This window comes from Microbacterium sp. LMI13-1-1.1 (assembly GCF_040815625.1).
In the GTDB taxonomy this organism is placed as follows: domain Bacteria; phylum Actinomycetota; class Actinomycetes; order Actinomycetales; family Microbacteriaceae; genus Microbacterium; species Microbacterium forte.
In genome coordinates this window covers 30,008-44,364 of the sequence record NZ_JBFPNL010000008.1, presented here as the reverse complement: position 1 = coordinate 44,364, position 14,357 = coordinate 30,008, and the positions used below count along the sequence as shown (strand labels likewise).

Below are 14,357 nucleotides of genomic sequence, written 5' to 3'. Positions count from 1 at the left end.
AGCTCAGTTCTCATCCGTGCGGCGGAACGCGCGCAGCTGGAAGACGTTGATGACGATGAGCGCGAGCAGCACGATCACCGAGAGGGCGCCCGCGATGCCGAGGCTGTTCTGCCCCTGGAAGGCGACGTTGTAGATCAGCTGCACCACGGTCATGGTGCTGTTGTCGGGGCCGCCTTTGGTGAGGATGTAGAACTGCTCGAACGCCAGCAGCGACCCGGTCACGCACATCACGGTCGTGAGGGCGAAGGTCGGCTTGAGCAGCGGCACCGTGATGTCGCGGAACGTCTGCCAGCGGTTCGCGCCGTCGATGCGCGCGGCCTCGTAGACGTCGTCGGGGATGCCCTGCAGACCGACCAGCATCAGCAGCATGTAGAACCCCGCGTAGCGCCAGACGATCAGGAAGATCGTCGACCACAGCGCACCCTCGGGAGTGCCGAGGAACGTGATGCCCCACGACTTCATGAGGTTCGCGAACGGACCGGCGATGGGGGAGTACAGCACGTAGAACAGCAGCGAGGCGGATGCGAGGCCCAGGGCGCTCGGGATCAGGAACGCCGTGCGCAGGAGGCCCTTCCACCGGGTGGATTCCTGCACGAGGAGGGCCAGGCCGAGTCCGAGGCCGATCAGGATGACCGTCGTGATGACCGTGTAGAGCAGGGTGAAGCGGATCGAATCCCAGAAGAGACGGTGCATGACGGCATCCGTGTAGTTCTCGGGGAAGTTGATGCCCTGGTTGCCGCTCAGCAGCGGCCAGTCGGAGGCCGACATCTGCACCACGAGCACGAGCGGCACGATGAACAGCAGGGCGACGAAGATCGCCGTCGGGGCCGCATACAGCCAGCCCTGCACCGGGCCGCCGAAGGCGGTACGCGGCCGGCGGCGACGCAGCGGAGGTGCGGTCGAGGTCATCTCGGTCTCTTTCGATCGGGGGGCTGGCGAGGTGGATGCGGGGGCGGTGCAGTGCCGCCCCCGCGGCGGATCACTGCGACAGGATCGCGGTGATCTCCTCGTTGTCGGCCGGCACCGAGTCGTCGTCGTTCAGCACGGCGTTGCGCACCAGCGTGAGCCAGGGGCTGCCCGGAGCGTTGAACGCCTGCTGGAAGTTCAGCGCCACGGGGGTGTCGCCCTGGGACGCGACCTCGTTGATCGTCACCAGGCGAGGGTCGGCCGCGGCGTACTCGTTGTCGGCGAGGTCACCCCGTGAGACGGCGTTGCCGTCCTTCGCGAGGACCTCGACCTGCGCCTCCTCCGACATCATCCAGTTGAGGAAGTTCCAGGCCTGCGCGGCCTTCTTCGAGTCCTTCGAGATGCCGATGCCGTCGCCGCCGACGAACGTCGAGGCGCCGCCGTCGACACCGGGGATGCCGGCGACACCCGCGTCGAACGCGAGGGAGGGGAGCAGCGTCGCGGGGAACGGCATCACGCCGACCTTGCCCTCGCTGAACGCGGCGGTCCACGTGGGGCCGGCTTCATCGGTGGAGGAGGGGAGGATCGCCCCGGCATCCTGCAGTTCGTTCCACGTGTCATAGACGGCCTGCGCCGAGTCGCCGTCGAGCAGGGATTCGGTGCCGTCCTCGTTCATGACCTCGTCGCCGGACGCCCAGATCGAGGGGAACCAGGTGAAGACCAGGCAGCCGCCGCAGTTGAGGCCGGTCGCCGTGCCATAGGTGTCGGGCTTGTTGAGCGCCTGCACGGCCATGGCCGCCTCGGCGAACTCTTCGAGTGTGGCGGGTGCCTTCTCGGGGTCGAGGCCTGCCTCGGCGAACAGCTCCTTGTTCCAGAACAGCATCGAGAGGTCGAGCGCGAAGGGCAGCACGTACTCGGCGCCGTCGACCGTGCCCGCCGAGAGATGACCGGGGTTGATCTCGTCCTTGAAGTCGAGCGCATCGATCTGCTCGGACATGTCCTGGAACAGGCCCTGCTGCGCCCAGTTGGGCACGTAGACGATGTCGGCGGCGAACAGATCGGGCAGACCGCTGGAACCGGCGGCGGCGCCGACCTTCGCGACGTAGTCGTCGTTGGGGACGACCGTGAGCTCGACCTGGTTCTCGTGGCTGGCGTTGTAGGCGTCGACCAGCAGCTTGGCCTGGCGCTCGATGGGAGCGCGGGTCCACAGCGTGAGTGTCGTGCCGTCATCGGTGCCTTCGGCAGGGATGGGTTCGTTCGACGCCTCGTCAGCGGCGGGTGCACAGGCGGCGAGGCCGCCGACGAGCAGGCCGGCCGCGATGACGACGGCTGCTGCCCGGCGTGCGGCGTGTGTACGGGTGGTGTTCATGGGCGGGGGCTCCTCTGGGCTCGTCCTCGAGCGGGTGCGGTGTGGCGCTTCGACAGTGCAGCGCCGGGTGTGGAGATGAGGTGGAGATCAGGTTCTCCGAAATCTACGAAAACCCTTTCGAAAGGTATAGCGTGGTTTCGGCGGGGGCGTCAACCCTTGTTCCGATAACCTTTCAGCAACAGGGGGAGTGATGAGCGACACGAATGCAGCACGGGCGGTGACCCTCGGTGATGTCGCCGCGCGCGCCGGAGTGTCGATCTCGACGGCGTCGAAGGCTCTGAACGATCGAGGCGATGTCTCGGCCGCGACGCGCGCCAAGGTGCGGGCGATCGCCGAAGAGCTGTCCTTCACGCCCAACGCCATGGCTCGGGGTCTGCTCGCCGGTCGCACCGGCACCGTCGGCCTGCTCACCAGCGACCTCGAGGGTCGCTTCATGATCCCGATCCTGATGGGGGCCGAGGACGCCTTCGGCGCCGGCCGCATCAACGTCTTCCTGTGCGATGCGCGGGGCGACGCGATCCGTGAGCAGCATCATCTCCGCGAGCTCCTCAGCCGCCGGGTCGACGGCATCATCGTCGTCGGCCGACAGACGGATGCTCGACCCTCGCTCGGGCAGGAGATCCCCGTGCCGGTCGTCTACGCGTACGCGCCGTCCGACGACCCTCGCGACCTGTCACTGACTCCTGACAACTACGCGGGCGGACGGCTGGCGATCGAGCATCTGCTGGCGTGCGGGCGTCGGCGCATCGCACACATCTCGGGCGACCCGACGTATGCCGCAGCTCAAGACCGCCTCGCCGGGGCCAGGGCCGCCCTCGCCGAAGCCGGCCTCGAGCTCGTCGGCGAGCCGATGTTCTCGGAGTGGACGGAGCACTGGGGGCGGGACGCCGCGGCGATGCTGCTGCACCGGCATCCCGACATCGACGCCGTGTTCTGCGGCTCTGACCAGATCGCTCGCGGCGTGCTCGACTCGGCGCGGGATCTCGGACGCACCGTTCCCGACGACCTCGCGGTGATCGGCTATGACAACTGGGAAGTGCTCGCGACGAACGCGCGACCCGAGCTCACCAGCATCGACGCCAACCTGCAGCAGCTGGGGCGTCAGGCGGCGCTTCGGGTGTTCGACGCGATCGACGGGATCGACATCGGGGAGGGGTCGCACCATCTGCCGGTGCGCCTGGTGATCAGAGGATCGACCATCGCCCGGCGCTGAGCCGCCCTCTCCTGCCGACCGTCGGTCGCGTCTCCGGTCAGACGTGGTCGCGCCAGGAGTGCTGCGGGTCGAAGCCCAGGATGCGGCGGGCCTTGTCGATCGACAGCAGCGTCTCGTTCGGGCCGAACTCGCGCGCGACAGGGACGTCGGGGAAGACCTCGGCGAGCAGCTCGGTATTCGGACGCGACATGACCGTGTCGGCGGCCGCGATGATGAAGTTGTCGAACCCGGGGGCCGCGACCTCGAGCGCGCGCTCCACGGCCTGAGCGCCGTCGCGGGCGTCGATGTAGCCCCAGAGGTTCCACTTGCGGCGCGACGCGTCGGAGTCGAAGTCGGGGAACTCGGCGTAGTCCTCCGGGTTCATCACGTTCGAGAACCGCAGCGCCGTGATCGAGAGGTCGGGATGCCAGCGCACGAGCTCCCTCGCCAGCTGCTCCTCGAGCGTCTTGACCAGCGAGTACACCGATTCGGGGCGGGCGGGGTAGTCCTCGTCGACGGGCACGTAGGGCGGAGGCACGTCGAACGGCAGGCCGAGCACGGTCTCGCTCGACGCGTAGACGACGCGCCGGATGCCGAGGCGCACCGCCGCCCAGAACACGTTGAACGTGGCGGGCATGTTGTTGTGGAACGTGGCGACGTCGCTGCGGATGCCGGGGGCGGGGATCGCGCCGAGATGCACGACGGCATCGATGCCCTCGTGTCGATCGCCGACGGCCGTGAAAGCGTCCACGACCTGGCCGTAATCCGTGAGGTCGACCTGCACGAAGTCCGGGCCGCGGACCCCGGCGACGTCCATGCCGATGACCTCGTATCCGTGGGCGCGGAGTTCCCGCGCGACGACGCTGCCGAGCTTGCCCGATGATCCCGTGAGTGCGATGCGCATGTCACCAGAGTGGCACGAAGAAGAGGCGCCGGGGCCGCTCGGCATACACTCGTCGGCGTGAGTGACACGAGCAGCGAGCCCCGTCGCACTGTCGGCGTGCGTGACGTCGCCGTGCTCGCCGGGGTCTCTCGGCAGACGGTGTCACGGGTGCTGAACGACCACCCCGAGGTCGCCGCCGAGACCCGCGAACGGGTGCTCGCCGCGATGACCGAGCTCGGCTACCGCATGAACAACGCCGCCAGGGCACTCGGCACGCGGCGCTCCCGCACGCTCGGTGTGCTGGCCACCGACGCCCTGCACTATGGGCCCTCGCGCAGCATCGCCGCGCTCGAGGCCGCAGCCCGCGAGGTCGGCTACTGGCTGAGTGCGGCCTTCGCGGATGCCGGAGACGCCGACGCGGTCATCGCCGCGGTCGACCACCTCGTGATGCAGGGCGTCGAAGGCATCGTCGTCGTCGCCCCGCACGCCCACACCCTCGATGCGCTCGACGAGCTGCGCATCGGCGTGCCGGTCGTCACGCTGCACGCGGCCGACCGAGGAGCCCGCGGTCTCTCGGTCGATCAGGCCGCTGGAGCCAGGCTCGCCGTCGCGGCGCTCGCCGACGCGGGACACACGCGCATCGCGCACCTGGCCGGACCCGCCGACTGGCTCGAAGCAGAGTCCCGCACGCAGGGATTCGCAGACGAGCTCGCCGCGCGTGGGCTCGCCGCCGGCCCCGTGTTCGAGGGCGATTGGACTGCAGGCTCGGGCTACGCGGCCGTCGACGCCGTGCGGAAGTCGGGCGTGACGGCTGTGTTCGCGGCGAACGATCAGATGGCGCTCGGGCTGCTCGGCGGGCTGCATGAGGTCGGGCTCTCGGTGCCGGGCGACATCAGCGTGGTCGGTTTCGATGACACCCCGGATGCCGCCTACTACTGGCCCAAGCTGACGACCGTGCGACAGGACTTCTCCGAGCTGGCGCGCCGTGCGGTGGCGGCGGTGCTGGTGGACAGAGACGGAGCGCCGGCATCCGATCTCCCGCCCGTGGCTCCCGTGCTCGTGACCCGTGATTCGGTCGCCCCGCCGCGCTGAGCCTCCGCACTGCCGCGGCGAGCATCCGCGTCTTGACGGTCGGCAGACCCCCGTGACACACTACTGTGACCGGTCACAGTGACCACCGCCGACCCTGAGGTACCCGTGAGCAACGAAGCCCCCGTCTTCTCCGCCGAGATCGACGCATCCATCCAGGCCGTCCGCGAAGATGTTGCCCGCCTGCACGCCGAACTGGTCCGCAACGGCCTCGTCGTCTGGACCGGCGGCAACGTCTCCGGCCGCGTGCCCGGCGCCGACCTGTTCGTCATCAAGCCGTCGGGCGTGAGCTACGACGACCTCGCCCCCGAGAACATGATCCTGTGCGACCTCGACGGTGCCGTGATCGCCGGAACCGCCGGCAGCGAACGCGCGCCCTCGAGCGACACCGCGGCCCACGCCTACGTCTACCGCCACATGCCCACCGTCGGGGGCGTCGTGCACACCCACTCGACGTTCGCCGTCGCCTGGGCGGCCCGCGGCGAGGAGATCCCGTGCGTGATCACCGCGATGGCCGACGAGTTCGGCGGTCCGATCCCGGTGGGCCCGTTCGCGATCATCGGCGACGACTCGATCGGCCGCGGAATCGTGCAGACCCTCGGCGGCCACCGCAGCCGCGCGGTGCTCATGCAGAACCACGGCCCCTTCACGATCGGAGTCGACGCGAAGGATGCCGTGAAGGCCGCCGTCATGGTCGAGGACGTCGCCCGCACCGTGCATTACGCCCGTGAGGCCGGGCCGCTCATCCCGATTCCGCAGGAGGCGATCGACAGCCTCTTCCACCGCTACCAGAACGTCTACGGACAGAACCCGGACGCCCGACGATGAGCGACACGACCACCACGACCGACACGACCCGCACCGCAGCCCGCGACGACATCCTCGCCGCCCGCACGAGCCTCGGCATCGAGCTCGGCTCCACGCGCATCAAGGCGTGCCTGATCGGATCGGATGCCACCGAGGTGCTCGCCACCGGCTCGTTCGCATGGGAGAACCGGCTCGAAGACGGCCTCTGGACGTACGCGATCGACGAGGTCTGGGCCGGACTCCAGGCGGCCTACGCCGCTCTCGCCGCCGACGCGGAGAGCCGCCACGGCGTGCGTCCCGAGACCTTCGGCGCGATCGGCATCTCGGCGATGATGCACGGCTACCTCGCGTTCGACGCGCAGGGCGAGCTGCTCGTGCCGTTCCGCACCTGGCGCAACACCAACACGGGTGCCGCGGCGGCCGAGCTGACCGACCTGCTCGGCGTCAACATCCCGCTGCGCTGGTCGATCGCGCACCTGCACCAGGCGGTGCTCGACGGCGAGGCGCATGTGCCGCAGCTCGACTTCGTCACGACCCTCGCCGGGTACGTGCACGAACGGCTCACGGGCGAACGGGTGCTGGGCGTCGGCGACGCCTCCGGCATGTTCCCGATCGACTCGAGCACCGGCGACTACGACGAGCGGATGCTGCAGGCATACGACGCCCGCGCCGCCGACCGCCTTCCGTCGACCGCACGAGACCTCTTCCCGACAGTGCTCCCGGCCGGAGCGGCCGCAGGCTCCCTCACCGCCGAGGGCGCAGCGCTGCTCGACCCCAGCGGTGCGCTGAAGCCCGGCATCCCGCTCTGCCCGCCCGAGGGCGACGCCGGCACCGGCATGGTGGCGACCAACTCGGTGTCTCCTCGCACGGGCAACGTCTCGGCGGGGACGAGCATCTTCGCCATGGTCGTGCTCGAGCGACCGCTCACCGAGGTGCACCACGAGCTCGACCTCGTGACCACGCCGGCCGGCGACGCCGTCGCCATGGTGCACTGCAACAACGGTGCCAGCGAACTCGCCGCCTGGGCCGGCCTCTTCACCCGCTTCTCCGCGGCAGCGGGTCAGCCGCTGAGCGACGACGCCGTCTTCGACGCGCTGTTCCGCGAGGCTCTCGACGGTGAGGCGGATGCCGGTGGGCTGCTGGCGTACAACCACCTCGCCGGCGAGCCGATCGCGGGTCTCACCGAGGGGCGTCCGCTGTTCGTGCGCACGCCCGACAGCGCCTTCACGCTCGGCAACTTCATGCGCTCGCAGCTCTACGGCGTCTTCGGAACGCTCGCGCTCGGGATGCAGGTGCTCACCGCCGAGGGCGTCGAACTCGACCGCATGTTCGCGCACGGGGGCATGTTCCGCACGGCCGGGGTCGCGCAGCGCTTCCTCGCCGGAGCGCTGGGTGCTCCGGTCGCTGTCGGGGAGCTCGCCTCCGAGGGCGGCGCGTGGGGCATCGCCGTGCTCGCGTCGTACCTCGCGCACGCCGAGTCCGCCTCGCTGGGCGAGTACCTCGAACGCGACGTGTTCGCGACGGCATCCCTCTCGGTCGCCGACCCCGACCCTGCCGACGCCGCCGGCTTCGCCGCCTACCTCGATCGTTACCGTGCCGGCCTCGCCATCGAGGCCGCCGCAACCACCGCTCTCCGTCCCGGTCGCTGAGCGCGAGGAGCGAGGCGAAGCGCGCACCTCTTCGCGTTTCGTCTCGGTGCTTCGCTCCTCGCTCAACGACCGAATATGAAAGGCCTCTCATGACCCGCACCCCGCTCACCACCTCGCTCGACGGCTACGAGGTCTGGTTCCTCACCGGCAGCCAGCACCTCTACGGCCCCGAGACGCTCGCCCAGGTCGCCGACCAGTCGCAGCAGATCGCCCGCATCCTCGACGAGGCGGGCGAGGTTCCCGTGAAGATCGTCTGGAAGCCGGTGCTGACGGATGCCGCCGCCATCAAGCGCACCGCGCTCGAGGCGAACGCCGACGACCGGGTCATCGGCCTGATCGCGTGGATGCACACGTTCAGCCCGGCCAAGATGTGGATCGCCGGTCTCGACGCGCTGCAGAAGCCGCTCGCCCACCTGCACACGCAGGCCAACGTCGAGCTGCCCTGGGCCGACATCGACTTCGACTTCATGAACCTGAACCAGGCTGCGCACGGTGACCGCGAGTTCGGCTACATCCAGACGCGCCTCGGCGTGCCGCGCAAGACCGTCGTCGGTCACGCGAGCGACCCGCGGGTGCGTCAGGAGATCGCGACGTGGCAGCGTGCGGCCGCCGGCCTCGCGGCCTCCCGCTCGCTCAAGCTCGCCCGCTTCGGCGACAACATGCGTTACGTCGCCGTCACCGAGGGCGACAAGACCGAGGCAGAGCTGCGCTTCGGCGTGCAGGTCAACACCTGGGGTGTGAACGATCTGGCGGATGCGGTCGCCGCGGCATCCGACTCCGAGATCGACGCCCTCGTGGCCGAGTACGAGGAGCTGTACGAGGTCGTGCCGGAGCTGCGCCGCGGTGGTGACCGCCACCAGTCTCTGCGTGACGGAGCCGCGATCGAGATCGGTCTGCGGACGTTCCTCGAAGAGGGGGGCTTCGGCGCCTTCACCACGTCGTTCGAAGACCTCGGCGCACTGACGCAGCTGCCCGGTCTCGCGGTGCAGCGCCTGATGGCCGAGGGATACGGCTTCGGTGCCGAGGGCGACTGGAAGACCGCGATCCTCGTGCGCGTCGCGAATGTGATGGGTGCGGGGCTGCCCGGTGGCGCGAGCCTCATGGAGGACTACACCTACGACATGACCCCCGGCGACGAGCTGATCCTCGGCGCGCACATGCTCGAGGTCTCGCCGTCGCTCACCACCGCGAAGCCGACGCTCGAGATCCACCCGCTCGGCATCGGCGGCAAGGACGACCCGGTGCGCCTGGTCTTCACCGCCGACCCCGGCCCCGCGATCGTCGTCGCGCTGAGCGACATGCGCGACCGGTTCCGCCTCACCGCGAACGTCGTCGAGAACGTGCCGCCGCGCCATTCGCTGCCGAAGCTCCCGGTCGGCCGCGCTGTCTGGAAGCCGCAGCCCGACTTCACCACGAGCGCCGCCGCGTGGCTGACCGCGGGTGCCGCGCACCACACCGTCATGTCGACGGCCGTCGGGCTCGAGGCCTTCCGCGACTTCGCCGAGATGGCCGAGGTCGAGCTGCTCGTGATCGACGACGCGACGACGCTCCCCGAGTTCCAGAAGCAGGTGCGCTGGAACCAGGCGTACTACCGACTCGCGCAGGGGCTGTGATGACCGACGTCTCCTCCGCCGCCGTCGATGTGGCGACCGCAGCGCGACCGCGCTCGGGCCGGCAGCTGCGCATCGCAGGTCACGGCTACGAGGCCGTGATCGCGAGCGTCGGCGCATCGCTGCGTGTGCTCACGTTCGAGGGGCGCGATCTGGTCGTGCCGTTCGACGCCGACGAGGTGCGGCCCGGATACCGCGGCACCACCCTCGCGCCGTGGCCCAACCGCATCGTCGACGGCCGTTACACGTTCGGCGGCGCCGAGCACCAGCTGGCGCTCACCGAACCCGCCCGCGGCCAGGCGCTGCACGGCCTCCTCGCCTGGGCGGAGTTCGAGGATCGCCTCGTGCTCGACGACCGCGTCGTGCTTGCGGCCGTGATCGAGCCGCAGACGGGATACCCGTTCCGCGTCGAGGTCGAGACCGAATACCGCATCGACATCGACGGGCTGCGTCAGACGGTGACCGCGCGCAACCTCGGGGCGGATGCTGCGCCCTGGGGCACCGGACCGCATCCCTATCTCGTCGCCGGCCCCGACGGCCGGGTGGACGACTGGACGCTCACGCTGCCGGCATCCGAGGTGCTCACCGTCACGCCCGACCGGTTGAGCCCGGTTGCTCTCGAGGCCGTGGCGGAGCATCCGGAATGGGACTTCCGCGCAGCGCGCCGCATCGGCGACGTCTTCATCGACCACGCCTTCACCGGTCTCGCCCGTGACGGCGGAGTCGCCGAGGTGCGGCTCGTGACGGATGCCGGAACCGGCGTCGCGATGACGTTCGACGAGCGCTGCCCGTGGGTGCAGGTGCACACGGCCGACAACCCGGCGATCGATGCGATCCACCGCATCGGCCTCGCGGTGGAGCCGATGACCTGCCCGCCTGATGCCTTCAACTCGGCAACCGACCTGGTCGTGCTCGAGCCCGGCGCGACGCACGCCGCATCCTGGCGGATCTCCGCGGTCTGAGTCGCTCGGCGGCCGCCGGGCGGGCTCCCGCGGCGTGAGTGGTCACAAGCGCATCCGAACGAGCTGTGTCAGGTGCGTTTCTGACCACCCACGCGCGCGCGGACGGTGACGCGTCAGGCGAGAGCCGCGATCAGGGCCCGGGCGGCGGATGCCGACGACTGCGGGTTCTGTCCGGTGATGAGCAGGCCGTCGACGATCGTGTGATCGCCCCAGGGATCGGTGACCTCGACGTCGGCGCCGAGATCACGCAGCGCGGTCTCGAGAAGGAACGGCGCGCGATCGGCGAGTCCGCCGATGCGCTCCTCCTCATCGGAGAAGCCGGTGATTCGGCGCCCGGCGACCAGGGGCTCGCCAGCGGAATCGCGTGCGGGAAGCAGAGCGGCGAGACCGTGGCACACGGCGGCCAGCGGGCGGCCGCCGGCGACGGTCGCCGAGATGAGCGCCGCCGAGTCGGCATCCACTGCGAGGTCCTGCATCGGGCCGTGGCCGCCCGGGTAGTAGACGGCCGCGTAGTCGGCGGCGTCGACGTCGGCGAGCACCAGGGGAGTGGTGAGCCCCGGGATCTGCGCGAGGGCCGCGGCATCGCCTTCGCCGAGGCTCGACGAGTCGGCCACCGGCTCGACACCGCCGGGAGTCGCGAAGACGACGTCATGACCTGCTGCGGTGAGCAGTCGGTACGGGGCGAGCAGTTCTTCGGCCCAGTAGCCGGTGGGGTGCTCGGTGCCGTCGGACAGGGTCCAGGTGCGGGCGCCGGTGACGACGAAGAGGACGGATGACATGGATGCTCCCAGGGGGTCGGACGACGGATGCCGTGCGGATGCGATATCCGGGACAACCGCGAGGATTGAGAACCGATTCCGATAGATTGCCGATATGAGCAATCGGAATTCCGATGGGCTGCAGGACCTCGGGCTGTGGCGCACCTTCCTCGCCGCGCACCGGTCGGGGTCGGTGTCAGCGGCGGCGCGCACACTCGGCCTCGCGCAGTCGTCCGTGACGACGCAGCTTCAGGCGCTGGAGGTGAGCGTCGGCGAGCCGCTGTTCGTGCGTCATGCCCGCGGCATCCGCCCGACGCCGCGCGCCGACGAACTCGCAGCCCGGCTCTCCGGTCCACTCGACGCGCTGGCGGATGCTCTCGGCACTCGCCCCGCCGCCGAACCGCCGATCGTGCGACTGGGTGGCGCCGCCGAGTTCCTGGCCAGCGTCGCAGCGCCCGCTCTCGCCCCCGCTGTCGCAGACGGGATGCGGCTCGCGGTGACCACCGGCCTGGCCGACGATCTGCTCGAGCAGCTCAGGGTCGGCAGCCTCGACCTCGTGATCTCGGCGGTGCGTCCGCGCGGGCGAGGGCTGCCGTCCGTACCGTTCTTCGACGAGGAGTTCGCACTCGTCGCGGCACCGGCGCTCGGCATCGCGCATTCCCCCGTCCTCACGCGGGACGCCCTCACCGACGCGCCCCTGCTGGCCTACGACCGCGACGTGCCGATCCTGCGCCGGTACTGGCGGCATGTCTTCGGCATCCGTCTCGACCGCGAACCCGCTCTCGTCTTCCCTGATCTGCGTGCGCTCGCCGCCGCCGCCGTCGCCGGAGCGGGCGTCACCGTGCTGCCGACCTACCTGATCGCCGACGAGCTCGCCGACGGGAGGCTCGTCGACCTGCGTCCGACCGAGGACCCGCCGATCAACACCCTGCATCTCGTGCGACGACCGGGGCCGCTGGCCGAGGGGGTCGCGGTCGTCGAGCAGGCGCTGCGCGCCGCCGTCGCCGACCTCTGACCTGCCGCACTCAGCCTGCCCCTCTCAGCCTGCCGCCCTCAGCTCGGGCGACGGCGTGCGTGGTCGAAAGCGCATCCGAAACGGCGGTTTCCGGTGCTTTTTCGACCCCGCAGCCCGCCGGGACCGCCGCCGAGCCGGCCGCCTCAGCGGTTGAGCCAGTGGCGCAGCGTGCGCGTGACCCAGGGCAGCACCCAGTAGGTCATGATCGGGGTCAGCACGACCGTCGTCGCGAGCACCCGCAACCAGATCGGCAGCTCGTTCCAGCCGGGGATCGGGCTCATCGCATAGGTGAAGGCGAGGTTGAGCGGGAAGAACCCGAGCCAGATCGACACGGCCTGCTTCCAGCGCGGGGGAGTGCTGACCATCGCGACCGTGGTCGTCGAGCCGTCGGCCCGAGGGAGGGTGATCGTGTCGGTGGTCGGCTCGTCGAACCATCCCTCGATGCCGCTGCGGCGGCGCACGCGCTCGCTGCGCACGAACTGCTCGCCGGTCGACTTCCACCACTCGCGCTCGCCGGACTGCTCCCAGGCGACGAGCGACTTCTCGTCGGAGAAGCGGTAGAGCATGTGCCAGACGTGCGAGTCCTCGCCGTCGCGCACCCATCCGGATCCGAGGAAGCCGGGGTACCGGTGCGCGAGGTTCACGCCGGTCTGCACCCAGGCAGTGGCCTCAGCCACATGCTCTGGGTCGAGCTCGCGGCGGATGGAGACGGTGATGGGTTCGCTGGACATGGTGGGTCCTCGGAGAGTGCGGTCGCCCGGATCACGGGCGCCTCGACGGTGGGGGATGCGCCAGGGTGCGGGCGCACCAACGATTGTATTTCGGATGCCGGGGGCCGCCGTCCGTTTTCGCGGCGCGCGAAGACGGCATCCCACCCATCCGATGCCGCCGTCCGGCGACTCCGCCCCGCGACAGGGTGAGAATAGGAGGCATGAGCACGCGCAGCGAAGCCGTCCTGGTCGATGTCGTCCGCACCCCCGTCGGGCGGGGCAAGCCGGGCGGCGCCCTGTCGGGTGTGCATCCCGTCGATCTGGCGGCGGGCGCGCTGGGCGCGATCCTCGAACGCAACGGTCTGGAATCGCGGCAGATCGACGACGTGCTGCTCGGCTGCGTGAGCCAGGTGGGCGATCAGTCGTCGAACATCGCCCGTCAGGCCGTGCTCGCCGCGGGCTTCGACGAGACGATCCCCGCCACGACGATCGACCGTCAGTGCGGGTCGAGTCAGCAGGCGGTGCACTTCGCCGCGCAGGGGATCATGGCCGGGGCTTACGACGCGGTCATCGTCGGAGGTGTCGAGTCGATGAGCCGCGTGCCGCTCGGCTCGTCCGCAGCCGGCGGAAGCCCGATGTCGCCCCGCCTGCGTGAGCGCTACCCCGAAGGCCTCGTGAACCAGGGCGTCTCGGCCGAGCTCATCGCCCAGCGCTGGGGCCTCGATCGTGCTGCACTCGATGACTATGCGGCAGAGTCGCATCGGCGCGCCGCGGATGCCTGGGGGAGCGGCTTCTTCGACCGCACGATCATCCCGGTCGCCGAGGCGCCGGATGCCGCGGTCGACGAGACCGTGCGCGCCGGCACGACGGCCGAAGGGCTCGCGGGGCTGAACCCGGCGTTCCGCACCGACGCGCTCGCCGCGCGGTTCCCCGAGGTCGATTGGAGGATCACGCCCGGCAACTCGTCACCGCTCACCGACGGGGCATCCGCCGCACTGTTGATGAGCGCAGAGCGCGCCGACGCGCTGGGGCTCACGCCGCGTGCGAGGTTCCACGCGTTCACGGTGGTCGGAGACGACCCGCTGATGATGCTCACCGGGCCGATCCCCGCCACGCGGCGCATCCTCGAGCGCACCGGACTCACGATCGACGACCTCGACGCCTACGAGGTCAGCGAGGCGTTCGCGTCGGTGCCGCTCTCCTGGGCCGCCGAGCTCGGGGCGGACGCCGCGAGACTCAACCCACGCGGAGGAGCGATCGCCCTCGGGCACGCTCTCGGCTCGTCGGGCACCCGCCTGCTCGGAACCCTCATCGACCAGCTCGACGCGGTCGGCGGACGATTCGGCCTGCAGACCATGTGCGAGGGCGGCGGCATGGCGAACGCCACGATCATCGAGCGCCTCTAGC

General features: G+C 70.2%; 13 protein-coding genes. 8 read left to right on the top strand and 5 right to left on the bottom strand.

Annotated features, from left to right (window positions below):
• Positions 1-3 precede the first annotated feature (3 nt).
• Positions 4-909 (bottom strand): carbohydrate ABC transporter permease, encoded by a 906-nt coding sequence (locus MRBLMI13_RS17570; protein WP_042541411.1) that lies wholly within the window; start codon positions 907-909, stop codon positions 4-6.
• Between the two features lie 70 nt (positions 910-979).
• Complete coding sequence (locus MRBLMI13_RS17565) at positions 980-2,275, bottom strand: ABC transporter substrate-binding protein (protein WP_367824268.1); 1,296 nt, start codon at positions 2,273-2,275, stop codon at positions 980-982.
• Positions 2,276-2,465: 190 nt separating this feature from the next.
• On the opposite strand from MRBLMI13_RS17565, the gene MRBLMI13_RS17560 reads away from it, so the two are divergent.
• On the top strand, positions 2,466-3,488 hold the full coding sequence (locus tag MRBLMI13_RS17560) for a LacI family DNA-binding transcriptional regulator (protein WP_367824267.1): 1,023 nt from the start codon (positions 2,466-2,468) through the stop codon (positions 3,486-3,488).
• 37 nt (positions 3,489-3,525) lie between these two features.
• On the opposite strand, the gene MRBLMI13_RS17555 is transcribed toward MRBLMI13_RS17560, so the two are convergent.
• Positions 3,526-4,371, bottom strand: coding sequence for an NAD-dependent epimerase/dehydratase family protein (locus tag MRBLMI13_RS17555; protein WP_042541414.1), 846 nt, complete (start codon positions 4,369-4,371; stop codon positions 3,526-3,528).
• A 57-nt stretch (positions 4,372-4,428) separates the two neighbouring features.
• Between MRBLMI13_RS17555 and MRBLMI13_RS17550 the strand changes: the two genes are divergently transcribed.
• The 5 genes from MRBLMI13_RS17550 (at position 4,429) to MRBLMI13_RS17530 (ending at position 10,467) form a co-directional block, all read left to right on the top strand.
• A complete protein-coding gene (locus MRBLMI13_RS17550; RefSeq protein ID WP_367824264.1) occupies positions 4,429-5,442 on the top strand; it encodes a LacI family DNA-binding transcriptional regulator in 1,014 nt (337 codons plus the stop codon).
• A 105-nt stretch (positions 5,443-5,547) separates the two neighbouring features.
• Positions 5,548-6,267, top strand: a complete 720-nt coding sequence (locus MRBLMI13_RS17545; protein ID WP_367824262.1) for an L-ribulose-5-phosphate 4-epimerase — start codon at positions 5,548-5,550, stop codon at positions 6,265-6,267.
• A complete protein-coding gene (locus MRBLMI13_RS17540) occupies positions 6,264-7,895 on the top strand; it encodes a xylulokinase (RefSeq protein ID WP_367824260.1) in 1,632 nt (543 codons plus the stop codon). Before MRBLMI13_RS17545 ends, MRBLMI13_RS17540 begins: the two co-directional genes overlap by 4 nt.
• An 89-nt stretch (positions 7,896-7,984) precedes the next feature.
• Positions 7,985-9,508 carry an L-arabinose isomerase gene (araA, locus tag MRBLMI13_RS17535; protein WP_367824258.1) on the top strand — a complete coding sequence of 508 codons (1,524 nt, stop codon included), beginning with the start codon at positions 7,985-7,987 and terminating at the stop codon, positions 9,506-9,508.
• Positions 9,508-10,467, top strand: a complete 960-nt coding sequence (locus tag MRBLMI13_RS17530; protein WP_367824256.1) for an aldose 1-epimerase family protein — start codon at positions 9,508-9,510, stop codon at positions 10,465-10,467. Before araA ends, MRBLMI13_RS17530 begins: the two co-directional genes overlap by 1 nt.
• A 113-nt stretch (positions 10,468-10,580) precedes the next feature.
• Here MRBLMI13_RS17530 and MRBLMI13_RS17525 read toward each other — a convergent pair whose 3' ends face one another.
• Positions 10,581-11,246 carry a type 1 glutamine amidotransferase domain-containing protein gene (locus MRBLMI13_RS17525; RefSeq protein ID WP_367824254.1) on the bottom strand — a complete coding sequence of 222 codons (666 nt, stop codon included), beginning with the start codon at positions 11,244-11,246 and terminating at the stop codon, positions 10,581-10,583.
• 94 nt (positions 11,247-11,340) lie between these two features.
• Here MRBLMI13_RS17525 and MRBLMI13_RS17520 point away from each other — a divergent pair, with 94 nt between their 5' ends.
• Positions 11,341-12,240 carry a LysR family transcriptional regulator gene (locus tag MRBLMI13_RS17520; RefSeq protein ID WP_367824252.1) on the top strand — a complete coding sequence of 300 codons (900 nt, stop codon included), beginning with the start codon at positions 11,341-11,343 and terminating at the stop codon, positions 12,238-12,240.
• A gap of 143 nt (positions 12,241-12,383) precedes the next feature.
• Here the strand turns inward: MRBLMI13_RS17520 and MRBLMI13_RS17515 are convergent, their stop codons facing one another.
• Positions 12,384-12,971: an antibiotic biosynthesis monooxygenase gene (locus tag MRBLMI13_RS17515; protein WP_042541421.1), complete on the bottom strand. Its 588-nt coding sequence runs from the start codon at positions 12,969-12,971 to the stop codon at positions 12,384-12,386.
• A gap of 200 nt (positions 12,972-13,171) precedes the next feature.
• Here MRBLMI13_RS17515 and MRBLMI13_RS17510 point away from each other — a divergent pair, with 200 nt between their 5' ends.
• Entirely contained in the window at positions 13,172-14,356 is a 1,185-nt protein-coding gene (locus tag MRBLMI13_RS17510; RefSeq protein WP_367824250.1) for a thiolase family protein, read from the top strand.
• The last annotated feature ends 1 nt before the right edge of the window (position 14,357 follow it).